At 59.0% G+C, this 23,205-nt stretch carries 22 protein-coding genes; 7 read left to right on the top strand and 15 right to left on the bottom strand.

Going from position 1 to position 23,205, the window contains the following annotated elements:
• Window positions 1–6 precede the first annotated feature (6 nt).
• The 11 genes from phnE (ASD46_RS06230) to phnG all read right to left on the bottom strand — a co-directional run bounded on the left by phnE (ASD46_RS06230) (window position 7) and on the right by phnG (window position 9,815).
• A complete protein-coding gene (phnE, locus tag ASD46_RS06230) occupies window positions 7–1,356 on the bottom strand; it encodes a phosphonate ABC transporter, permease protein PhnE (RefSeq protein WP_025592096.1) in 1,350 nt (449 codons plus the stop codon).
• The gene (phnE, locus tag ASD46_RS06225; RefSeq protein ID WP_013635271.1) at window positions 1,356–2,342 is read right to left on the bottom strand and encodes a phosphonate ABC transporter, permease protein PhnE; all 987 of its coding nucleotides are present in this window, start codon (window positions 2,340–2,342) and stop codon (window positions 1,356–1,358) included. Before phnE (ASD46_RS06225) ends, phnE (ASD46_RS06230) begins: the two co-directional genes overlap by 1 nt.
• Before the next feature lie 69 nt (window positions 2,343–2,411).
• On the bottom strand, window positions 2,412–3,317 hold the full coding sequence (gene phnD / locus ASD46_RS06220) for a phosphonate ABC transporter substrate-binding protein (protein ID WP_003514479.1): 906 nt from the start codon (window positions 3,315–3,317) through the stop codon (window positions 2,412–2,414).
• Window positions 3,318–3,402: 85 nt separating this feature from the next.
• Entirely contained in the window at window positions 3,403–4,263 is an 861-nt protein-coding gene (gene phnC, locus ASD46_RS06215; RefSeq protein ID WP_003514481.1) for a phosphonate ABC transporter ATP-binding protein, read from the bottom strand.
• Window positions 4,264–4,499: 236 nt separating this feature from the next.
• Window positions 4,500–5,117, bottom strand: coding sequence for a DapH/DapD/GlmU-related protein (locus ASD46_RS06210; protein WP_025592100.1), 618 nt, complete (start codon window positions 5,115–5,117; stop codon window positions 4,500–4,502).
• On the bottom strand, window positions 5,114–5,821 hold the full coding sequence (gene phnL, locus ASD46_RS06205; RefSeq protein WP_025592102.1) for a phosphonate C-P lyase system protein PhnL: 708 nt from the start codon (window positions 5,819–5,821) through the stop codon (window positions 5,114–5,116). The genes ASD46_RS06210 and phnL overlap by 4 nt, the downstream gene beginning before the upstream one ends.
• 4 nt (window positions 5,822–5,825) lie before the next feature.
• On the bottom strand, window positions 5,826–6,602 hold the full coding sequence (gene phnK, locus ASD46_RS06200; protein ID WP_003514488.1) for a phosphonate C-P lyase system protein PhnK: 777 nt from the start codon (window positions 6,600–6,602) through the stop codon (window positions 5,826–5,828).
• Entirely contained in the window at window positions 6,599–7,501 is a 903-nt protein-coding gene (locus ASD46_RS06195) for an alpha-D-ribose 1-methylphosphonate 5-phosphate C-P-lyase PhnJ (protein WP_003514490.1), read from the bottom strand. Before ASD46_RS06195 ends, phnK begins: the two co-directional genes overlap by 4 nt.
• Before the next feature lie 133 nt (window positions 7,502–7,634).
• The gene (locus tag ASD46_RS06190; RefSeq protein WP_060641874.1) at window positions 7,635–8,744 is read right to left on the bottom strand and encodes a carbon-phosphorus lyase complex subunit PhnI; all 1,110 of its coding nucleotides are present in this window, start codon (window positions 8,742–8,744) and stop codon (window positions 7,635–7,637) included.
• Window position 8,745: 1 nt separating this feature from the next.
• Window positions 8,746–9,354 carry a phosphonate C-P lyase system protein PhnH gene (phnH, locus tag ASD46_RS06185; RefSeq protein ID WP_013635274.1) on the bottom strand — a complete coding sequence of 203 codons (609 nt, stop codon included), beginning with the start codon at window positions 9,352–9,354 and terminating at the stop codon, window positions 8,746–8,748.
• Window positions 9,354–9,815, bottom strand: a complete 462-nt coding sequence (gene phnG, locus ASD46_RS06180) for a phosphonate C-P lyase system protein PhnG (protein WP_013635275.1) — start codon at window positions 9,813–9,815, stop codon at window positions 9,354–9,356. The genes phnH and phnG overlap by 1 nt, the downstream gene beginning before the upstream one ends.
• Window positions 9,816–9,897: 82 nt before the next feature.
• Here phnG and phnF point away from each other — a divergent pair, with 82 nt between their 5' ends.
• A complete protein-coding gene (gene phnF, locus ASD46_RS06175; protein ID WP_003514498.1) occupies window positions 9,898–10,635 on the top strand; it encodes a phosphonate metabolism transcriptional regulator PhnF in 738 nt (245 codons plus the stop codon).
• Window positions 10,636–10,657: 22 nt separating this feature from the next.
• On the opposite strand, the gene dapB is transcribed toward phnF, so the two are convergent.
• The 4 genes from dapB to mepA form a co-directional block, all read right to left on the bottom strand.
• Entirely contained in the window at window positions 10,658–11,485 is an 828-nt protein-coding gene (dapB, locus tag ASD46_RS06170) for a 4-hydroxy-tetrahydrodipicolinate reductase (RefSeq protein ID WP_013635276.1), read from the bottom strand.
• Window positions 11,486–11,600: 115 nt separating this feature from the next.
• Window positions 11,601–12,623 carry a glucokinase gene (locus tag ASD46_RS06165; protein ID WP_019564516.1) on the bottom strand — a complete coding sequence of 341 codons (1,023 nt, stop codon included), beginning with the start codon at window positions 12,621–12,623 and terminating at the stop codon, window positions 11,601–11,603.
• Window positions 12,624–12,644: 21 nt separating this feature from the next.
• Window positions 12,645–13,028 carry a methylglyoxal synthase gene (locus ASD46_RS06160; protein ID WP_013635278.1) on the bottom strand — a complete coding sequence of 128 codons (384 nt, stop codon included), beginning with the start codon at window positions 13,026–13,028 and terminating at the stop codon, window positions 12,645–12,647.
• Between the two features lie 101 nt (window positions 13,029–13,129).
• Window positions 13,130–14,179 (bottom strand): penicillin-insensitive murein endopeptidase, encoded by a 1,050-nt coding sequence (gene mepA, locus ASD46_RS06155; protein WP_013635279.1) that lies wholly within the window; start codon window positions 14,177–14,179, stop codon window positions 13,130–13,132.
• Between the two features lie 206 nt (window positions 14,180–14,385).
• Here mepA and ASD46_RS06150 point away from each other — a divergent pair, with 206 nt between their 5' ends.
• The 6 genes from ASD46_RS06150 (at window position 14,386) to ASD46_RS06125 (ending at window position 23,205) form a co-directional block, all read left to right on the top strand.
• Complete coding sequence (locus ASD46_RS06150; RefSeq protein WP_013635280.1) at window positions 14,386–16,230, top strand: extracellular solute-binding protein; 1,845 nt, start codon at window positions 14,386–14,388, stop codon at window positions 16,228–16,230.
• A 142-nt stretch (window positions 16,231–16,372) separates the two neighbouring features.
• Window positions 16,373–17,467 (top strand): microcin C ABC transporter permease YejB, encoded by a 1,095-nt coding sequence (locus ASD46_RS06145; protein WP_003514512.1) that lies wholly within the window; start codon window positions 16,373–16,375, stop codon window positions 17,465–17,467.
• Window positions 17,467–18,612, top strand: a complete 1,146-nt coding sequence (locus tag ASD46_RS06140; protein ID WP_003514514.1) for an ABC transporter permease — start codon at window positions 17,467–17,469, stop codon at window positions 18,610–18,612. The genes ASD46_RS06145 and ASD46_RS06140 overlap by 1 nt, the downstream gene beginning before the upstream one ends.
• A gap of 5 nt (window positions 18,613–18,617) precedes the next feature.
• The gene (locus tag ASD46_RS06135; protein WP_029658722.1) at window positions 18,618–20,258 is read left to right on the top strand and encodes an ABC transporter ATP-binding protein; all 1,641 of its coding nucleotides are present in this window, start codon (window positions 18,618–18,620) and stop codon (window positions 20,256–20,258) included.
• 102 nt (window positions 20,259–20,360) lie between these two features.
• Window positions 20,361–21,608: an NAD(P)/FAD-dependent oxidoreductase gene (locus ASD46_RS06130; RefSeq protein WP_025592115.1), complete on the top strand. Its 1,248-nt coding sequence runs from the start codon at window positions 20,361–20,363 to the stop codon at window positions 21,606–21,608.
• Window positions 21,609–21,843: 235 nt separating this feature from the next.
• Window positions 21,844–23,205 (top strand): glutamine synthetase family protein, encoded by a 1,362-nt coding sequence (locus ASD46_RS06125; RefSeq protein ID WP_025592116.1) that lies wholly within the window; start codon window positions 21,844–21,846, stop codon window positions 23,203–23,205.

Below are 23,205 nucleotides of genomic sequence, written 5' to 3'. Positions count from 1 at the left end.
TATGAATTAATGCTGGGTTTTCCCGATCAGGCGCGACCGCAGGGAATTCGAGATGTGGTCGAACAGGAAAACCACGAAGAGAATGAGCAGCACCATATAAGCGACCTTGTCCCAGTCGGCATTGGTACCCATCGCTTCCAGCAGTTTCAAACCGATGCCGCCAGCACCAACCGCACCGATGATCGTGGCTGAACGGGTGTTGCTTTCCCAGAAATAAAGCGACTGGGAAATGAAGACCGGCAGGACCTGCGGAAGCACGCCGAAACGATTGACGGCAATGGGGGAAGCGCCAACCGATTTGACGCCCTCGCGCTGCTTGTCGTCAACATTCTCCAGCGCCTCGGCATAGACCTTGCCGAGCGCGCCGGTATCGGTGAAGAAGATCGCGGCAATGCCGGGGATCGGCCCCGGACCGAAGCTGCGGGTGAAAAACAGCGCCCAGATCAGCATGTCGATCGAGCGCAGGAAGTCGAATAGACGCTTCATGCCCCAGTTGGCGGCCCTGTTGGCGGTGATATTGCGTGCGGCGAGAAAAGCGAGCGGCAGGGCAACGAGCGTGCCGAACAACGTGCCCACAAAGGCCATCACCAGCGTCTGCATCAGCTTGGAAAGAATATCGGCGTGCTGCCAGACACCATTGTCGAGGAAATCATCGACCATGTGGCTGATATTGGAGCGCGTGGGATCGAGCCTTTCCCCCCACAGCGCCAGTGCGGCAAGGTCGCCGTAGCCCTTGCCCCAGAATTCCGATTTGGTATCGAACAGAAAGTTCGCCCACCCGAGGAACCGCCGCTGCACGTAAACCTGGCTGGTGCGGATTTCCGCCTGTCCGGCAAAACCGTAATGCACGAGAACCTTGTTGCCGTCCTGCGTGATCTCTTGCGGCAGGACCTCAGGCGCCAGAGCCTTGTCGCCATTGATGATGACGGGATAGTTCTTGCCGTCCACATAGACGTCCACCCGGGTCGGCGTTACGTCCAGACGGTTTTGCGTACCCGCATAAACGACGCTGTAGCCACCATCCGGCAAGGGTTGCAGCCAGTCGATCGGCGCATCGGCGGGATATTGCATCCGGCTTGACCACTGCGGGTTCACCTTGCCGTCTTCGAAACGAAGGCGTGGCTGGGCCCGCCAGGAATACCAGTCCTGAATGTAGCTCGAAGCGCGATCCCATCGGCCCTGCATGAAAGCGGGGCCGACATTGAAGAAGAAAAAGCAGGCGGTGAGATAGACGAGGACGGCGACAATACCGGTCAGCAAGCCGTATCGCTGCATGAAGCCGCGATTGAAAATTGCGGGATGTGCGGCCGTCAGCCTCTCGCGGTCTGCGGTATTGAGAATGAAGCTGGACGACATCAGGCCGCTCCCCGTCCGAATTCGAAGGATTGATGGCCGATCAGCCTGCGGCGCAACCAGCTTGAAAACTGGTCTACGGCGATGATGGTGATCAGCAGCAGGATGATGATGGCATAGGTCTTGGAGGCGTGATCGTTACCGATCGACAGCCGGAAGACCTCGCCAATGCCGCCACCACCAACGGCGCCGATGATGGTCGAGGCGCGTACGTTGATTTCGGCACGCAGCAATGCATAGGACACGAAATTGGGCAGGACCTGCGGCACGATGGCAAAGCGCACTCGCTCCAGCCAGTTGGCACCCGCGGCACGCAGGCCTTCATCCGCCTTCATGTCGGCATTTTCCACGACTTCGAAGAATAGCTTCCCCAGAGCCCCGATGGTGTGCACGGAAATCGCGATGATCGCCGCGATCGGCCCGATCGATAAGATGGCAGTCAACAATCCCGCGACGACGATCTCCGGAAAAGCGCGCAGGATCTCCATTACCCGGCGTACAACCCAGCGCACGAGGCCGGCACCGATAAGGTTGGTGGAGGCAAAGAAGCACAGCACAAATGCGAAGGTCGTGCCTATTATCGTCGAGACCAGCGCGATGTTGAGCGTGATGATCAGCTGATAGATGAAATGCGGTATGTAGAAACCGTTGGTGATGTAAACGCGATCCGCGACATAGTTGTATTTCAGCGAGCCGTTGTCATAGGGCGACGGAAGGTCGAACATCGCCCGGAAGACCTCGAGCGGGCTATCCGGCACGAATGTTTTCATGAAGTCGAAAAAATATGGCAGGCGCTCGAAGAACTTGCCCGAATTGGCCTCATTGGCGAAATTCAGTGAGGCGGCAAGGACGATGAGGAAGATAACGAGCGACATAACGGTATAAATCCGCCGTGTCCTAAGCTGCTGTTGATAATGACGCATCACCGTTCGGGACGATGCGCTCAATCCCTCGGGCGTGAGGGTACCATGTTGCAGTGTGGTCGCCATGCCGCTTTCCTTTATTGGCAAAAGCGGCGATGCCGCAAGGCACCGCCGCTTCCGGATATGATCTGAGGATCAGCCGCCGATAACGGACTTACGGGCGTCGATGATCGTCTGGTAGAAAGCCGGGTCGACCTTGATGTAGGCAGTGTTCTTGCCCTGGGTGTAACCCTGGAAGCAGGCGAGATCCTTCTTCGGCAGTTCCATGAAGAAGTCTTCGACCTTCTGCTTCATGCTGTCACCGATCTTGTTGGCAACGAGAAGCGGACCGTTCGGGATCAGCGGGGACTTCCAGACCTGAACGATATCGTCCATGTCGAGGTTGCCCTTCTTGACCATCTGGTGAAGGTTGCCGCCGGAGTAGCCTTCTTCCCACTTGCCGACGCCCGAACCGAATGTCGTGCCGACGTCGAACTTTTTGTCGAGAACGGCGAGAACGAGGTTCTCATGGCCGCCGCCGAAGCCGGTTTCGGAGAAATATTCCTTGACCGGAACGCCGGTTTCCTTCGGGATCGATACGTTCGGGACGAGGAAGCCCGAGGTGGAGTCAGGGTCGGCGAAGCCGATCTTCTTGCCCTTGGCGTCAGCCAGAGACTTGATGCCGCTGTCCTTGCGGGCAACCATGATCGTGTAGTAGCCGCTGGAACCGTCAGAGCCGGTATAGGTCAGGATCGGATCGACGGCCTTGGGATCGGCAATGGCGATCTTGGCGTAGGAAGAAGCGCCCATGGATGCAATGTCGATGGTGCCGCCGAGCAGGCCCTGGATAACGCCGTTATAGTCCGGCGACGGGAAAACCTGAACTTCGGAAACGCCGGTTGCAGCCTTGAGGCCATCGGCAACGCACTTCGTGTTGCGGATCTGGTCGGCTTCATTTTCCGAACCGTCGAGGCCGATACGCAGGACCTTGACGTCCTGAGCCATGGCCGAACCGGCCAGAACGCCAAGGGCGACTGCCGAAAGAAGGATTTTCTTCAACATGGACTTTCTCCTGTTTCCCGGCGAGCCGGAGTTTGTTGTGAAGTATCGGCCCTTGACGCGGGCGCAAACGATGCTGAGCGGTTCCTCAGAGCCCGGCGAGAGCCAGCGGTTCGGGACCGGCAGATTGCTGAACCGGACGCGCGGCAAGCTGCGCGCCGGGAATATTGATGCTGGTCGAGGTCATGGTCTCGTCGATGCCGGCGCCGTGTGAATCCGTGCCGTAAATCTCGGTGACCGCCGCCGCCGTCAGTTCGGCGGGTGTTCCGTCGAAAACGACTCGACCCTGCGACATGCCGATGATGCGTTCGCAATAATTGCGCGCCGTATCCAGCGTATGCAGATTGGTGATGACGGTGATGCCTTCACGCTCGTTGATGTCGCGCAGGGCGTCCATGACGATCTTGGCGTTCAGGGGATCGAGAGAGGCGATCGGCTCGTCGGCGAGAACCATCTTCGGAGACTGCATTAGTGCCCGGGCAATAGCGACGCGCTGCTGCTGGCCGCCGGAAAGCGTGCCCGCCGCCTGCATGGCCACGTGCTCGATGCCGAGCCGCTCGAGGGCGGCAATCGCCATCAGGCGCTCTTCATCCGTGAAGATGTTGAACAGGCTGAGCACGGTCGAACGGTGGTTCAGGCGGCCGAGCATGACATTGGTGAGCACGTCGAGACGCGGCACCAGATTGAACTGCTGGAAGATCATCGCGCAGTCGCGCTGCCAGTTGCGCAGGGCGGCACCCTTCAGCGAAGAGACTTCCGTGTCGTTGAAGTGAATGGAACCCGAGGAGGGATCGACGAGGCGGTTGATCATGCGCAGCAGCGTTGACTTTCCTGCGCCAGAACGTCCAATCACGCCAACCATCTGGCCTTGCGGAATTTCCACATTCACGGAATCGACCGCAGTGTGGTTGCCGAAACGGCGCGTGACTTGCTTCAGGTGAAAGCTCATTTCCCCGTCCAATCTTCTTCTGATGGGGTTCGACCTAACAGCGGTGCGTGAAGCGTGAATGTCAGTTTGATGAAGAAAATATTACAGAATGCGCAGATAAGGCGTGCGCGTGGTCGCCTGCGAACCTTTTAGTAGTCGTGCCAAGGGCTTGAAGCCCGCGCTGTGTCTCGCAGACATGGTTAGGGAGACCCCGGAGCATGACCCCGGAATCTGCAGTTTCTTCGGTGTGGGCGATTTTACCGGGCGTATTTCGCCACGAAATCCTCGGCGGCGAGGGTGCGGAAATCGTCCAGTGCGCCGCGCAGCGTTGCGTGGTCCCAGTCCCACCATTTGAGATCGTCCATGCGCTGGCCAAGGTCCGCCGGGAAGCGGTTCCTGATCAGCCGGGCGGGTACGCCGCCGACGATGGTATAGGGCGCAACGTCTTTCGACACGACCGCACCGGCCCCGATTACCGCACCGTTTCCGATTGTGACGCCAGGCAGGATGGTCGCGCCATGGCCGATCCAGACATCGTGGCCGATCACCACGCGCTTGGCGCGGCGGGCGGCGAAGAAGTCATTTTCATCATCGGCGTCGTCCCAATAATTGTGGGCACGGTAGGTGAAATGGTGAAGTGTGGCGCGCGACATCGGATGATTGGTCGCGTTGATGCGGACGGATGCGGCGATGTTGACGAATTTGCCGATGGTGGCGCACCAGATCGCACCGTCCTGCATGACATAGGAATAGTCGCCCATCTCCACTTCCTCGATGCGGCAGCGTTCCGAAATTTCGGTATAGCGGCCGATCGATGAATTGGTGACGCGGGCACTTTCGTGGACAACAGGTTCGAGACCGACCTTCACACTCATGCCGCTGCCTTCCGGGGGGAGAATTGCGAGACATCCAGAACGCGATCGGCCACGGCTTCCCGCACTTCCTCGTCATGGAAAATACCGAGCAAGGCGGTCCCTTTGCGCTTCTTTTCCGCGATCATCTCCACGACCACCCGTCGGTTGGCGGCATCCAGGGATGCGGTCGGTTCATCGAGAAGCAGGATCGCGTGATCGGTGATGAAACCGCGTGCGATGTTGACGCGCTGCTGCTCGCCGCCGGAAAAGGTTGCTGGCGGCAGCGACCACAGTTCCCGCGGCAGGTTGAGTTTCGAAAGCAGAACGGCTGCCTGCTCGCGGGCCTCGTCCGCAGCAACCTTGCGCGCAAAAAGCGGCTCGGCGACGACGTCGATCGCCGGAACGCGCGGCACGGTGCGCAGAAACTGGCTGACATACCCGATGGTGCGATGGCGAATCTCGAGGATGGTGCGCGGCGAGGCGCTGCCCATGTCAATGACCTGATCCTCGTGGCGGATGAGGATTTGGCCGCTGTCGATGGCATAATTGCCATAGAGCATTTTCAGGATCGAGCTTTTGCCGATGCCGGACGGGCCGCCGAGCACGACACATTCTCCGCCGGACACGGAGAAACTGACATCGCGGACAACAGGCAGTTCGATGCCATCGCGAAGATGCATGGTGAAGCTTTTAAAGACTTCCGAAACGATGAGGGGTGTCGGCATGGCGTCAAACCTGCAAAATGGAGGAAACAAGCAATTGCGTGTAGGGTTCGCGCGGATCATCCAGCACCCGGTCTGTCAGACCGTGTTCGATGACGTCACCACCCTTCATCACCATCATGCGATGGGAAAGCAGCCGCGCGACCGCCAGATCATGGGTGACGACGATAACGGCGAGGCCGAGATCGTTGACGAGACCACGCACGAGATCGAGCAGGCGTGCCTGCACCGAAACATCGAGGCCGCCGGTCGGTTCGTCCATGAAGACGAGTCGTGGTGAGGTCACCAGGTTGCGGGCAATCTGCAGACGCTGACGCATGCCGCCGGAAAAGGCGCGAGGCTGGTCGTCAATGCGGTCGGTGCCGATTTCCACCCGTTCCAGCCACTCGCTGGCTGATTGCCGGATATTGCCGTAATGCCGGTTACCGACAGCCATAAGCCGCTCGCCGACATTGGCGCCGGCCGAAACCGCCATGCGCAGTCCATCCGCTGGGTTCTGGTGCACGAAACCCCAGTCTGTCCGCATCAGGAAACGCCGTTCGGCCTCGCCCATATGATAGAGGTCTCGCACCGAGCCATCGCGCATGCGATATTCCACGCTGCCAGCCGTCGGCACGAGCCGTGTGGAAATGCAGTTGAGAAGCGTGGTCTTGCCGGAGCCGGATTCACCGACGATTGCCAGAACCTCGCCCGGATAAAGCTCGAAGGAGACGTTGCGGCAACCGGCGCGGTCGCCGTAATATTTCGAAACGTCCCTGACTTTCAGAAGCGGTGCGTCGCTCATTCTGCGGCCTCCTTCACATCCGCCAGCAAATGGCCCTTGTGGCCATGGGCGCGGCGGTCTTCGCAATGGTCGGTATCGGAGCAGACGAACATCCGCCCGCCCTTGTCGTCCAGCACCACCTCGTCCAGATAGACATTCTCCCCGCCGCACAGCGCGCATGGCTTGTCGAAGCTCTGGATTTCAAACGGATGGTCCTCGAAATCCAGGCTGACGACATCCGTGTAGGGTGGCACGGCATAGATGCGCTTTTCGCGCCCGGCCCCGAACAATTGCAGGGCGTCCGACAGGTGCATTTTCGGATTGTCGAACTTCGGGGTTGGCGAGGGGTCCATCACATAGCGCCCCGCAACCTTCACCGGATAGGCATAGGTGGTGGAGATACGGCCGTTGCGGGCGATGTCCTCATAAAGCTTGACGTGCATCAGGCCGTATTCCTCCAGCGCATGCATGACGCGGGTTTCGGTCTCGCGCGGCTCGAGGAACCGCAAGGGTTCAGGAATGGGAACCTGATAGACAAGCACCTGCCCCGAATGCAGTTCTTCTTCGGGAATGCGGTGCCGCGTCTGGATGATGGTTGCATCCTTGGTGCGTGTGGTGACGGCGACATCAGCGACTTTCTGGAAGAAGGCGCGGATGGAAACGGCGTTGGTGGTGTCGTCGGCGCCCTGGTCGATAACCTTCAGGACATCGTCTGGACCGAGGATGGCGGCGGTCACCTGCACGCCGCCGGTGCCCCAGCCGTAAGGCATGGGCATTTCACGGGAAGCGAAGGGAACCTGATAACCGGGAATGGCAATTGCCTTCAGGATCGCCCGGCGGATCATCCGCTTGGTCTGTTCGTCCAGATAGGCGAAGTTGTAGGCAGCCAGCCCGTCGTCGAATGAAACTTCTTTAAGCATTGCGCGTTAACCTTGCGAAAAAAGGAGTACAAGCTCATGGAGATTGGAATTCTTGCAGCCGTGTTCTTTGCCGCTTTTGCAGCATTGACCGTCTTTTGTGCCTATTGGTTCGGCGAGCAGCACAGTCGCTAATTTATTCGGCGGCATCGCTCATCCATTCCCCGGCATGGGTGTCGGTCGCGTCGAAATCGGCGCGCATTTTGCGCACCAAGCCCAGTTCGGCCTGAAAATCCACGTAATGCGGTAATTTCAGATGTTCGACAAAGCCCGTCGCCTGAACATTGTCGGCGTGCGAGATGACGAATTCCTCGTCCTGCGCCGGGGCAACCACATCCTCACCGAATTCAGCGGCGCGTAGCGCACGATCGACCAGTGACATGGCCATCGCCTTGCGCTCGCTCTGTCCGAACACCAGACCGTAACCGCGGGTGAATTGCGGAGGTGCCTTGGCAGAACCCTTGAACTGGTTGACCATCTGGCATTCGGTGACCTTGATGTCGCCGAGCGAGACAGCAAAACCGAGCTCCGGCACATCCAGTTCGACCTCCACCTCGCCGATGCGGATTTCACCGACGAACGGGTGTGTGCGGCCGTAACCGCGCTGCGTCGAATAGGCGAGCGCCAGAAGAAAGCCCTCGTCGCCGCGTGCAAGCGATTCCAGGCGCAGGTCGCGCGCCATCGGAAACTCTATTGGTTCGCGTGTCAGATCGCCGGCAACGTGGTCGTCCGGCATGTCGCCGTCACTTTCGATCAAGCCTTCTTCGGCGAGAATGTCGGATACGCGCATGACGTATTCTGTCTCGCCTTCACGGATGGCAGGGATCTCGACAGCTCCGTCCTCCAGCAGCGAGGGATCGAGCAGGCGGTGGGTGTAATCGAAGGTCGGTCCCAGCAATTGCCCGCCCGGCAAATCCTTGTAGGTTGCCGAAACGCGCCGTTGGACCGTCATCTTCGCAGTATCCACGGGAACAGAGTAGCCGAAACGGGGCAGGGTCGTGCGGTAGGCGCGCAGCAGGAAAATCGCTTCTATCATGTCGCCGCGAGACTGCTTGACGGCAAGGGCGGCCAGCGACTGGTCGTAAAGCGAAGCCTCCGCCATCACCCGGTCAACGGCGAGCGAAAGCTGCGAAACGATCTGCGCCACCGTCATGGCGGGCAGGTCGCGGTCTCCGCGCCGCTTGTCGGCCAGAAGCCGGTGGGCGTTGGCGATGGCGGTTTCCCCGCCTTTGACAGCAACATACATCTTATGCCTCCACGGGTTGAATGCGCGTCGTGCGCGGCAGGCAGACGAATTTGTCGCCAGCCGTCAGGATGACGTCGATGCCGCGCGGGAAGATGGCGTTGTTTTCCGCCCATAGCCTCGGGAATATGTCCGGCAGGCCGGATGGGCTAATGATGTTGATATGGCGGATGCCGGGGCCGGACAGCAGCAGTTCCCGTCCGCCGTCAAGATCGGGCAATTCAATGATGACCGTCGTGGAACGGTCGGGGTATTCCTGACTGCCTTGGGCAAAGAGACCGAAGGAGGCAATTGCGCTTCCCGCCTCAATGACGGCGAAATGCGCCGCGCTTTTTTCCTCTGTTGTAACCGCCCCGGTGTGAAACCCGATCCATCCCGGCACCGTGGTTTTGCGTAGCGCGCCGCTCAGCCAGACCGGCGTGTCATGATCGCAAAGTGCAAGAAGAACGGCGCCGCTGGCCGCACCAAGCGGCAGCGGCGGGGCAACTGTTGTTTCAATCGTTTGCGCTGTGCCTGGCCGGGCCATGCCGTCCATGAGCTTCTTGAAGATTCGCTGTGAATCGAAAACGGCGTCGGAAAAACCGCCCGTCAATGCTTCGGCTTTCACGCCCATCAATCCTCTCCTCGAACCATGGTGAAGAAATCCACACGAGTTGCGGCTGTTTCTTTCGTTTTCCGGTCTTTCTCCTCGGCCAGTCTTTTTTCGACCGGTGAAAGAAGCTCGGTCTCGATGAAGCCGCGTGTCGGGTTTTCCTGCCAGAGCGCATCGAAAACCGCAGCGTACCAGGCCTTCTTGCGACCGGTGCCGAGCACATGCGCATGGCCGACGGTGCCGGATGCGAGCTTCACGGTTGCCCGGGTCACGGTGGTTTCGCCCAGATTAAAGGGCGCACCGCCACCGCCGATACGGCCCTTGACCATCACGAGGCCGGTTTCAGGCCCCCGCACGTTTTCCGTCTGCGGGCTGGCATCCTGCCGGCTCCAGACCGCCTCAAGTTCCTGAACGGTGGCGCGGGCAAGAAGTGCTACCACCCGTTTCCTTTCCGCATGTGAATTCGCAGCTTCGTTATTCATCGCTTGACCTCTAATGTATATTGATATAGACAACTATACAATATAAGTTACAATTAACGTCGATGAATGACAAGCGTGTGACATGAGCCCTTCGGCAGCGATGAAAAGAAAGAACGGCGTGGCGCTCTGGCGACAGATCGCCGACAGGATCAGGGGCGAGATCGCAGCGGGCGATCACGACGAAACCGGCATGTTGCCGCCAGAAATGACGCTGGCCGAAAAATTCGGTGTCAACCGCCATACCGTCAGGAGCGCCATTGCCGCGCTGGCAAGCGAAGGCATTCTCGAGGCGAGGCAGGGGCGCGGCACGATGATTGCGCGCAAGGAACGACTGAGCTTTCCGATTTCACTGCGCACACGGTTCACGGCCGGTATCAGCGATCAGGTGAAGGATATGCAGGCGCTGCTTCTTTCCCACACCACCGAGCCGGCAAATGCCGACCTGGCGGCACGGCTGCAATTGCAGCCGGGTGCACCGCTTGTGCGTCTGGAAACCCTGCGAAAGGCCGACAGCCGGCCGGTTTCGCGCTCGACCACGTGGTTTCCGGCGGACCGTTTTTCAGGGATAGGGGAAGCCTATCAAAAAAGTGGGTCGATCACCGCCGCCTTCGAAATGCTGGGCGTCGCGGATTATGTGCGCATCTCTACCGTCATTTCCGCGAGCCACGCCGATACGCAGGATCTGGCCGATCTCGAATTGTCGCCGGGCGCAATACTGCTCGTCACTCAGGCGCTGAACGCGGATATGGACGGCATTCCCGTGCAATATGCCATCAGCCGGTTCTCGGCAGATACGGTTGAGTTTACCGTGGAAAATTAAGGCGCAGACATAGACTGAAGCGTTATTCTGCCTGCGAAAGGCCGAGAACATCCAGCATCGAGTAGAAGCCCGGCTTCTTGTCGAAGGCCCAGACCGCCGCCGCAATCGCGCCGCGTGCGAAGATGGAGCGGTCGCCGGCGTAGTGGGAAAGCTCGACGCGCTCTCCCTCGCCAGCGAAGATCACCGAATGTTCTCCGATCACCGAGCCGCCGCGCAGGGTCGCAAAACCGATTGTGCCCGCTTCGCGGGCACCCGTATGCCCGTCACGCACGCGAACGGAGGAGGTGGCGAGATCGACCTTGCGGCCCGCTGCCGCCGCTTCGCCGAGCAGCAGCGCTGTTCCGGAGGGCGCGTCCACCTTGTGTTTGTGGTGCATTTCAAGGATTTCGATATCCCAGTTCTGCGCATCCAGTGCCTTGGCGGCCTGCTGCGTCAAAACGCTGAGCAGATTGACGCCGAGGCTCATATTGCCCGATTTGACGATGCGGGCATGGCGTGACGCTGCCTTGAATTTTTCCTCGTCGCCCAGTGAGCAACCGGTGGTGCCGATGACGTGTACGATGCGGGCCTGCGCGGCGAGACCGGCGAAAGTGACGCTGGTTGCAGGCGAGGTGAAGTCGATCACCCCTTCCGCATGCAGGAATGCCTGCAAGGGATCGCTGGTGATCTTGATGCCGATTGGTCCGAGACCGGCAATCTCGCCGGCATCGCGGCCAACAAAAGCAGACCCTTCGCGTGCGACGGTGGCATGCAGCGTTACACCCGGTGTCTGGTGAATAAGGCGGATCAGCGCCTGTCCCATGCGGCCCGCCGCACCAACCACCACCAGTTTCATATCGCTGCCGCTCATGCCTTCACTCACTTTTCACGTGCTGCCGTTCAAGGTCGCCATTCAATTGACTGACCCATACCTCACCGACGTTAAAGACCGCCCGCCCGCTTCGCAAGTCTGTCCCAAGCGCAGATCAGGCTCTCCAGCGCCGCCCGTCGAGTGAAAGGCCGAAATCCGAAGGGGTGCGCGCGTAGGTGGCGAGACCGGAAAGGGCCGCCTGTGGATGGGTAACGACGAAGGTGGGAATGCTGCGCATCAGGGCACTGTGCGGCGCCTTGTCTTCGAACGCCGCCCGGAATTCAGGGCTTTTCAGCGCGGGAACGATTTTCTGCGAAATGCCACCTGCGAGATAGACACCGCCCTTGGCCATGAAGATCAGGGCAAGGTCACCCGCCACACGGCCGAGATAGGTGCTGAAAAGCGAAAGCGTCTCTTTCGCCTGCGGGTTCTGGCCCGAAAGCCCCTGCGAGGTTATGTCGGCCGGATCGGAAAAGATCGGCTCGATGCCATCGGCGGTGCAGATGGCCCGGTAAAGATTGACCAGCCCGCGCCCGCAAAGGATCTGTTCGCCGGCGATACGGCCCTCGATGGTCTCGATATGCGGAAAGACCGCATAGTCACGCGCGCTTCTGGGGCCGATATCGATGTGGCCGCCTTCGCCGGGTACGGGAAACCACATATGCCGGGCGTAAACCAGACCGGCAACGCCAAGGCCTGTGCCTGGTCCGAGAACGACGCGCGATGCCAGCATGTCTTTTTTGCCGGAGCCGATAGAATCGCGGTTGTCGTCGTCGAGCGCGGCAATAGCCAGTGCCTGCGCCTCGAAATCGTTGATGACGATGACGTCCTTCAGGCCGAGTTTGGCCAGCATATCCTTCGGCTTAACGACCCAATGGCAGTTGGTCAGCGGAATCTCGTCGCCTTCGATGGGGCCGGCGATCGCAAGGATGGTCGACACGGGCTGAAGCGAGGTCTTGTCCAGAACCGCCTGCTGGATGGCGTCGTCAATTGTCGGATATTCCGCTGTTTTCACGGTGGTGAGGTGCACCGGTTCCGCAAAGGAATCGATCAGAATGGAAAAGCGGGCATTGGTGCCGCCGATGTCGCCAAGAAGGATCGGAAAGGAAAGATATTCGGTATCGGACGTCTTCGGCATTACCTGTTCCATGTTGGCGCGTCATTCGGCGAGGTTGAAGTCGATCAGGTTTTCTGCGGTGGCGCGATTGAGCGCCATGGGAATATCGTAAACCGTGGCAAGCCGCGTCAGCGCCTTCACATCCACATCATGCGGCATCGCCGTCAGCGGGTCGGTGAAGAAGATAAGCATATCGACCTCACCGGTGGCGATCATCGCACCGATCTGCTGGTCGCCGCCAAGCGGGCCGCTTTTGAGGCGAATGACGCTGAGGCCGGGGCAGGCTTCCTGAACGCGCCCGCCGGTGGTGCCGGTGGCGACGATCTTGAAGCCGGAAAGCGCCTTTTGGTGATGACGCGCAAAATCCGCCATATCGTCTTTTTTCTCGTCGTGAGCGATGAGTGCGATACAGCGTTGTCCTGCCATGTCCCCAGCCTGTTCCCATAAAGAATTAAATCGATTTGAAGCCTTCTATAACAGCTTGTCCCCATTTGAAAAGGGAAGCTGTTTAATGCCGCATTTCTGTTTCAGTTCAATGTCGGGCGCTGGGTCGGAAGCGGAATATCCGCAGGTGGCTGAATGGCCGGAGCGTTCTGGATTATCTGTTCCACGCCTTGCTGGCGCACGGCCTGCGCCGGGGAATATGCCTGGGCAGCAAAACCTTCCGTATTGGCGGATGGGGCGGCGGCCACGGCGGCACAGGCTGCGGGCAGATCGGAGACCATGACCTGACGGGGTTTCACCGGCTTGGCATTGGGGTCTTTTTTCGGCGGCGCCCATGGTTCCTTGGTGAACCACCAGGCCAGCGACTTGTCGCAACCGTCACCTTTGCCAACTTCTGCCTGAGGTTTGCAGTTGGGCGCGCCGGGCGGGCATTCCAGCCGGATGTGGAAATGTTCGTCGTGACCGTAGATTGGCCTGATCTTGCCCATGAAGGTGCGGTCGCCGGTCCATGTCTGGCAGAGTTTCTGCTTGATTGCCGGGTTAACGAAGACCCGCTCCACCTGCGGATAGCTCGCTGCCATCATTACCAGCCGTGCATTGAGCGGCGACCATTTGCGGTCATCGACCGTCAGGAACTTGGACTTATCAAGCATGGAAATGAAAGGCAGCGTCTCGCGCTGCTGCACCGTCAGCCTCGGGTTCGGCATGGGCCGCCACCACACATCGACATCGAGGCCGATCTGGTGCGAGGCATGGCCTGTCAGCATCGGTCCACCGCGCGGCTGTGAGATATCGCCGAGCAACAGGCCCGGCCAGCCGATTTTCTGTGCATCCTGCGAAAACCGCTCGAGGAAGGAAATGAGCTGCGGTTGGCCCCAGTTGCGATTGCGGGAAAGGCGCATGGCTTGCCACGTCGGGCCATCTGCGGGCATTGCGATGGCGCCGGACTGACATCCCTTTGCATAGGAGCCGATCGGCTGGGAGCTATTCGCAGATGGCAGGTCGATGTGGCCGAATACTTCTTTCGCGGGCCTGTCCTCGGCCGATGCGATTTGCGTCTGCAACTGGAGCGCCGAAACGACCGAAATCGCCAGCATGGCCGCCTTGAAAACTCTGGATGATCCCGCCGTCATATATTCGTGCCCGTTCCGACTAAATGATTCTCTCGCCCCTCAGGATAAACTGGATCGGGATTTTGTTGAAACCATGTTTCAAGTCGCCCGCACCAAGGCATGCGAATAAAGGCCTCAATAAAGAGCTTGTGAGCCGGAGCATCTGTTTTTTGCCAATGTTTGTTTTATGCTCTCTTCAACAAACACGAAAACAGGGAACGTCCCGAATGAAATTGGCACCGTTGAAATCCCGGCTCCTCGTCGCTCTTGCGGCCTCCGCCATGCTGATGCCGGCGGCCGCCTCCGCACAGTCTGCGGATGTGTGGCGAAAGGGAATCTCGACGGTCGGTGAATTGAAACATCCCGATGGTTTTGATCATTTTGACTATGTGAACACCAAGGCGCCGAAAGGCGGCACGCTACGCCTGTCGACGTCGGGAACCTTCGACACGCTCAATCCGCTGCTCGCCAAGGGTGAGGCGGCTACAGGTCTTTCGTTGGTTTTCGACACTCTGATGAAATCGACGGAAGAGGAACTCTCGGCCTCCTATGGTCTCCTGGCAGAGGGCGTGAGCTTTCCCGACGATATCTCCAAAGCCACCTTCAGGCTGCGCGCAGAAGCGAAATGGGCCGACGGCAAGCCGGTGACGCCGGAAGATGTCGTCTTCAGCTTTGAAAAAGCCAAAGATCTCAGCCCGCAGCTTGCGACCTATTACACCCATGTCACCAAGGCAGAGGTGACGGGTGAAAGGGACATCACCTTTACCTTCGATGAAAAGAACAATCGCGAATTGCCGCAGATCGTCGGGCAGTTGCTGATTGTTCCCAAACACTGGTGGGAGGGCGTTGGTCCGGATGGCAAGCCGCGCGACATATCGCGTGGCACGCTGGAGCCGGTGATGGGGTCTGGCCCCTATAAAATAGCGTCGCTGTCTCCCGGATCGACGATGACCTATGAGCGACGTGACGACTATTGGGGCAAGGACATCAATGTGAATGTCGGCCAGCACAATTTCAAAACAATCACCTATACCTTCTTTGCCGATCAGGACGTCGAGTTCCAGGCTTTCAAATCAGGCACAGTCGATTTCCGGCAGGAAGCTTCTTCCAGCCGCTGGGTCACTGGTTATGATTTTCCGGCCGTCAAGGAGGGCCGCGTCACAAAGGAAGAATTGCCGAACATCTATCGCGCCGTCGGCATCATGCAGGCCTTCGTGCCGAACATGCGGCGGGAGAAGTTCCAGAACCCGAAACTGCGCAAGGCGCTCAACTATGCCTTCGACTTCGAAGAGCTGAACAGGACGCTGGCTTACGGTCAGTTTCAGCGCATCAACAGCTTTTTCATGGGCAGCGAGCTCGCCTCTTCCGGCCTGCCGACCGGTCGTGAACTAGAAATTCTTCAGGAGTTGAAGGATCAGGTGCCGCCGGAGGTCTTCACCACCGAATATAGCAATCCCGTCGCGGGTGAACCCGCCAAACAGCGTGACAATCTGCGCGAGGCGGTCAAGCTGATGAAGGAGGCCGGTTATGAGCTTCGCGGCAACCGCATGGTCAACGCGGCGAGCGGGCAGCCGCTGGATATGGAGTTTCTGATCGATTCCTCCGGCATGGAAAGAACCATCCTGCCCTATGTCCAGAACCTGAAGAAGATCGGCGTCAATGCGACCATCCGCACCGTCGATGCCTCGCAATATACCAACCGTACCCGCAGCTTCGATTTCGACGTTGCGGTCAAGCTCTGGGCGACGTCGGCAAATCCCGGAAACGAACAGGCGGATTTCTGGGGTTCGGCGGCGGCCGACCGGCAGGGCTCCAACAATCTCGCCGGCATCAAGAACCCTGCCGTCGACGCTTTGGTCAGGAAGGTCATATTTGCGCCCAACCGGAATGAGCAGGTGGCCGCCGCGCGGGCGCTTGACCGGGTGCTTCTGGCAAACAGCTACGTCATACCGCAATTTTATCGCGGCGAGATGTTCATCGCTTACTGGAACACGCTCATCCGTCCGGAAAACCTGCCGCAATATGGCGTCGGTTTTCCGGAGGCATGGTGGTCCAGCCAGGCCGCGAACTGACGCCGCGCTTGCTTTCGCGCCGAAGGCTTGATTCACATAGGGCGAGACGAATCGCTTGGATCGCGCAAGGCAGCGCTTTCAGGAAAGGACCGGGTTTGACAGAAACGAAAACCGCTGACGTATCAGCCGGGAGCAAAGGCTGATGGGCGCCTATATTCTCAGACGTCTGGCGCTGATGATCCCGACCATTATCGGCATTATGGGCATTTCGTTTCTTGTCATCCAGTTCGCGCCGGGCGGGCCGGTGGAACAGGTCGTCGCGCAACTGACTGGGCAGGGCGACAGCGCCTCCGACCGCCTCTCCGGCGGCGGCGATCTTATGGGCCAGTCCGGCGGTTTCGATGAAAGCGGCTCGAAATATCGCGGTGCGCAGGGCCTTGATCCGGAGCTGATCGCCAAGCTTGAGAAACAGTTCGGTTTCGACAAGCCGCCGCTCACCCGTTTTCTCGAAATGATGTGGAATTACATACGCTTCGATTTCGGCGACAGCTTCTTCCGCAATTCCTCGGTCATCGATCTCATCATCGACAAGCTGCCCGTCTCGATGTCGCTCGGCTTCTGGATCCTGATCATCTCCTACATGATCTCCATTCCACTCGGCATCAAGAAAGCAGTTTCCGACGGCTCGACCTTTGATATCTGGACATCAGGCATCATCATCATCGGTTATGCCGTTCCAAGCTTCCTGTTCGGCATTCTTCTCATCGTGCTTTTCGCCGGCGGATCGTTCTTCGACTGGTTCCCGCTGCGCGGTCTGGTATCGGACAATTTTGACCAGCTGAACTGGTGGCAGAAGATCATCGACTATTTCTGGCACCTGACCCTGCCGCTGATCGCGCTATCGCTTTCGGCTTTCGCGACGACGACGCTTCTGACGAAAAATTCCTTCATCGACGAGATCAAGAAGCAATATGTCGTGACCGCCCGCGCCAAGGGGCTCAGCGAACGCAAGGTTCTTTATGGCCACGTCTTCCGCAATGCGATGCTGATCGTGATCGCCGGTTTTCCGGGCGCCTTCATCTCGGCATTCTTCACCGGTTCGCTGCTGATCGAGAACATCTTCTCGCTGGATGGCCTAGGCCGCCTCGGTTATCTCTCGGTCGTCAATCGCGACTACCCGATCGTGTTCGGCACGCTCTTCATCTTTTCGCTGATGGGCCTCGTGGTCAGCCTGCTATCCGACCTTATCTACACATGGATCGATCCGCGAATCGATTTCGAGCGGAGGGACGTGTGATGACGCTTGCCCATACCGCCGCAACGGAAACGTTGGTAAAGCCGAAGCGCCCGTGGTTTTCACCAACCACCAAGCGCCGCTGGCAGAATTTCAAGGCAAACCGGCGCGGTTACTGGTCCTTCTGGCTGTTCCTGATCCTGTTTTTCCTGAGCCTGATTGCGGAATTCATCGCCAATGACAAACCCATTTTCGCTTCCTACAAGGGCGAATTTCTGGTGCCGGTCATGGTCGATTATCCGGAGGAAAAGTTTGGCGGGTTCCTTGCCCAGACTGACTACAAATCCTCCTTCATTCAGGACGAGATCAACGCCAATGGCTGGATGATCTGGCCGCCGATCCGCTATTCCTATCAGACGGTCAATTCCAATATTCCGCATTCCGCCCCCACGGCACCATTCTGGCTGATGGATGAAAAGGACCGTTGCTCGGCCTATCCGCAGGGTAATGCCGATCCCGGCTGTACGCTCGGCAATCTCAATTGGCTCGGAACCGACAATCAAGCGCGCGACGTCACGGCGCGGATGATCTATGGCTTCCGTATTTCCGTGCTTTTCGGCCTGACGCTGACGATCGCTTCCGCCCTCGTTGGGGTGACTGCCGGCGCCATCCAGGGTTATTTCGGCGGCTGGACGGACCTGCTGTTGCAGCGTTTCATTGAAATCTGGTCATCCATGCCGGTGCTTTACATCCTGCTGATCATCGCGGCTATTCTGCCGCCGGGTTTCTTCGTGCTGCTTGGCATCATGCTGCTGTTTTCATGGGTCGGCTTCGTCGGCATCGTGCGGGCGGAATTCCTGCGTGCCAGAAACTTCGAATATGTCCGCGCCGCCCGCGCCCTTGGCGTCGGAAACTGGACAATCATGTTCCGGCATCTTCTGCCAAACGCCATGGTGGCAACACTGACCTTCCTGCCGTTCATCCTCTCCGGCTCTATCACCACTTTGACCTCGCTCGATTTCCTCGGCTTCGGCATGCCGCCGGGATCGCCGTCGCTGGGCGAGATGATCGCGCAGGGCAAGAACAATCTTCAGGCGCCCTGGCTTGGCCTCACGGCCTTCTTCACCATGTCCATCATGCTGTCGCTGCTGATCTTCGTCGGCGAGGCGGTGCGAGACGCCTTCGACCCACGCAAGACGTTCCGGTGATCGCCATGATGGAAACAAAGACCCAGCCGCTTCTCTCCGTCCGTGATCTCTCCGTTGCCTTTCATCAGGGTGGCGCGACCAGCGTCGCCGTAGATCATGTCTCCTTCGACCTGATGCCGGGCGAAGTTGTCGCCCTAGTCGGGGAATCCGGCTCGGGAAAATCGGTCACGGCGAACTCCATTCTCAAATTGCTGCCCTATCCGGCGGCGAGCCATCCTTCGGGCAAAATCCTGTTCGACGGCAAGGATATGCTGACCCTGCCGGAACGCGCGTTGCGCGCTGTTCGCGGCAACGACATCACCATGATTTTCCAGGAGCCGATGACCTCGCTCAACCCGCTCCACACCATCGAGCGGCAGATCGGCGAGATTCTGGAGCTGCATCAGGCAATCACCGGCGCTGAAGCGCGGGCGCGCACGCTGGAACTGTTATTGCAGGTGGGCATCCGCGAGCCGGAAAAGCGCCTGAAGGCCTATCCGCATGAATTGTCCGGCGGCCAGCGGCAGCGCGTGATGATCGCCATGGCGCTTGCCAACCGGCCGAAACTGCTGATCGCAGATGAACCCACGACCGCACTCGATGTAACCGTTCAGGCGCAGATCCTTGAACTGCTGAGCGACCTCAAAAACCGGCACGGCATGTCCATGCTGTTCATCACCCACGATCTCGGCATTGTCCGTAAGTTTGCCGATCGTGTCTGCGTGATGACCAAGGGAAAGATCGTCGAGACCGGCACGGTGGAGCAGGTGTTTACCGATCCGCAGCATGCCTATACCCGCCATCTTCTGGCTGCCGAACCCAAGGGCGAGCCGCCGCTTTCCGATGCCAGCAAACCTGTCGTCATGCAGGGCGACGACATAAAAGTCTGGTTCCCGATAAAGGCGGGGCTGATGCGCAAGGTGGTCGACCACGTGAAGGCGGTTGACGGTATCGATATTACCCTGCGCGCAGGACAGACGGTTGGCGTCGTAGGCGAATCCGGCTCCGGCAAAACGACACTCGGTCTCGCCCTATCGCGTCTTATAGCGTCTGAGGGGCGTATCAGTTTCATCGGTCAGTCGATCGACAGCTATTCCTATGAAATGATGAAGCCGCTCAGAAATCGGCTTCAGGTGGTGTTTCAGGATCCTTACGGTTCGCTCAGCCCACGCATGTCGGTGGGCGAAATCGTTGCCGAGGGTCTGAAGGTGCACGAGCGGCAACTTTCCGCCGATGAGCGGGATACCCGTGTCGCCCAGGCGCTGGAAGAAGTCGGGCTCGACCCGGCGACGCGCTGGCGCTATCCGCATGAATTTTCCGGTGGTCAGCGTCAGCGTATCGCCATTGCCCGCGCCATGGTGTTGAAACCTCGCTTCGTCATGTTGGACGAGCCCACATCGGCGCTCGACATGAGCGTGCAGGCACAGGTGGTCGATCTCTTGCGCGATCTTCAGGCCCGCCACGAACTCGCCTATCTCTTCATCAGTCATGACCTGAAGGTAGTTAAAGCGCTTGCCAACGACGTAATCGTCATGCGCAACGGCAAGGTGGTGGAGAGCGGCCCGGCAGCGGAGATATTCGCCGATCCGCAACAGGAATACACCAAGGCCCTGCTGGCTGCTGCTTTCAATATCGAGGCAGTCGAAACTAAAGCGGTGAGCCAGTAGCAGGCGCATTGCTGTTTCTATTAAGACGATGATTTTTCTGTTGCTTTGCGCAAAATGCCGACCCATGTTGCGGGGACGAGATACGCAAACGGATTGAATGCCATGGCAGCGGATGTGATCGTTTTGGGGGCGGGGATCATCGGGGTCTCCGTCGCTTTGCAACTGGCCCGCAGGGGCAAATCGGTGGTGCTGGTGGACCGGCGGGGACCGGGTGAGGAAACCTCCTTCGGCAATGCCGGACTGATCCAGAGAGAGGGTGTCGTTCCCTACGCCTTCCCGCAGGAAGTTAGCCGGCTTCTCCGCTATTCCCTGAACAACAGCATCGATGCCCGTTATCATCTCTCGGCCCTGCCGAAGATCGCGCCTTTTCTTGGCCGCTACTGGTATAATTCTGCGGCCACGCGCCACGCAGCAATTGCCCGCGCCTACGCGCCGCTGATCGAGCACTCGGTCTCCGAACACAGCATCCTGATCGATGAAGCCAAGGCCGGCGATCTAATCGTGAAAAACGGTTGGATGGAGGCCTACAGGACCGCCGAAAGGCGGGATGCAGACTTTGCTTTCGCCGAACGTCTGGCGCGCGACCACGGCATCTCCCACACGAAACTCGATGGGGCGGAACTCGCCGCGGCGGAGCCGCATCTCAGCCGCGATTTCGTCGGCGGTTTGAAATGGAACGATCCATGGTCGGTGCGCGATCCACATGCGCTGACGCTCGCCTATGTCAAACTGTTCGAGAGCCTTGGCGGAACCTTTGTCCGGGGTGATGCATCCACGCTCAGCCAGACGACAAGTGGTTGGACGGTACGCACCGAAACCGGGGCGGTGGAAGCTGAACATGCCGTTGTCGCACTAGGCCCCTGGGCGGATACGGTGACGGAACGGCTCGGTTACCGCTTTCCGCTCGGCGTGAAACGCGGCTATCACATGCACTATGCTCCGCAGGAGGGCACCAAGCTCAACAACTGGTTGATCGACGCCGAGCGCGGTTATTTCCTCGCGCCAATGCGCAAAGGCATCCGCCTGACGACCGGCGCGGAATTTGCCGAACGCGATGCGCCGAAATCTCCCGTGCAGATCGAGCGGGCGGAACGGGTCGCCCGCACCGTCTTTCCTCTGGGCGGCAGGCTGGATGCGGAACCCTGGATGGGCGCGCGTCCCTGCACACCGGATATGATGCCGATCATCGGCAAGGCGCCGCGCCACAGGACATTGTGGTTCTCGTTCGGTCACGCCCATCACGGCCTGACACTCGGGCCCATCACTGGCCGTGTGCTGGCGGAAACCATGCTGGGAGAAACGCCGGTCATCGCCATCGATGCCTATCGACCCGAAAGGTTCAATCCCTAGATCCTGATGAACTGAAGTCATCTCTGGCGAAAACCGTGTACACTTTTCGCCATCCCGCTCTGATGGCCGAATCCGCTGGCCTTCCCGCGGCGGGCCACGTAACATGGGCTTATAAAAAGGGAAAAGGGGCAAGCGTCATCATGACGGCGAGGTTTCTCATCTATCAACAGCAGGACGATTTTCGTTAGCGAAGCGCTTCTGCGCGCGAAACAGAAGAGAAACGGCCTGCTGGTGCATGATGGATGATATTGAAAAAGCAAAGAAATTTTTCGACGATAACCCCGATATCGAAATTCTCGAAGCCTTCGTCATAGATGCGAACGGCGTGCCGCGCGGCAAATGGATTCCGCGCGAAAGGGCGATCGATGTCCTTGAAAAGGGAATGGCGATCCCACGCTCGGTCTATGCGCTGGATATCTGGGGCCGCGATGTGCATGCCGCAGGCCTCGCCGAAGGGACGGGCGATCCGGACGGGTTCTGCTTTCCTGTTCCCGGCACGCTGTCTCGGGTGACATGGCTCGGCCGGCCGACCGCGCAAGTCCTGCTCGCGATGAAAAATCCTGATGGAGCCGGGTTTTATGGCGATCCGCGCAATGTTCTGGCAAGGGTGCTGGAAGCCTACAAAAAGGCTGGCCTCACGCCGGTCGTGGCGACCGAACTTGAATTTTACCTGATCGACCCGGTTCGCTCTGCGCTCGATCCGGTGCGTCCGCCGCACAGCCGCGAAGGCCGGTGGCACACGGGCCAGACACAGGTTCTGTCGATTTCCGAATTGCAGGATTTCGAGGATGTCTTCCATGATATCGCAACCGCATGCAGGGCGCAGGGTGTTCTTGCCGATACGACGCTGCGGGAGAACGGCCCCGGCCAATATGAAATCAACCTCAATCATGTGCCGGACGCGTTGCGGGCCGCCGATTTCGCTGTTTTCCTGAAACGTATCGTCAAGGGTGTGGCGCGGCGGCACGATCTCGACGCCACCTTCATGGCGAAGCCGTACGGGTTACAGGCCGGCAATGGCATGCATGTGCATTTTTCCGTTCTCGATAGTGACGGCAGGAATATCTACGCCGGGGAAAACGGCCCATCGGACGCGCTGATGCATTCGGTCGGCGGCCTTCTGGAAAACATGGGGGAGAGCATGGCGATCTTCGCTCCCCATGCTAATTCCTATCGCCGCCTGACGCCCAGCGAACATGCGCCCACCTATGCCTCTTGGGGCATAGACAACCGATCGGCGGCGGTGCGCGTTATCACTGCCAGCAAGGCAGCAACCCGCATCGAACATCGTGTCGCCGGCGCCGATACCAATCCCTATCTTGTTGTGGCGATGATCCTGAGTGCTGCCCTTGCCGGCATGAAGGAAAAACGCCAGCCGGGCGGCGCGATTTCCGGCGACAGCCACGCCATCAATCACGAACCTTTGCCCACCAACTGGGATTATGCATTGCAGCGTTTCACGCGTTCGAGTTTCGCCTATGCGACGCTTGGCCAGCGTTATCGTACGCTGTTTTCCGCCTGCAAACAGCAGGAACTTTCCGAATTTTCCCTGCGTGTAACCGACGTCGAATATGACGCCTATATCAGGACGGTGTGA

The organism is Rhizobium sp. Root491 (genome assembly GCF_001427205.1).
Classification (GTDB): Bacteria; Pseudomonadota; Alphaproteobacteria; order Rhizobiales; family Rhizobiaceae; genus Agrobacterium; species Agrobacterium tumefaciens.
This window is presented reverse-complemented; position numbering and strand designations above follow the sequence as displayed.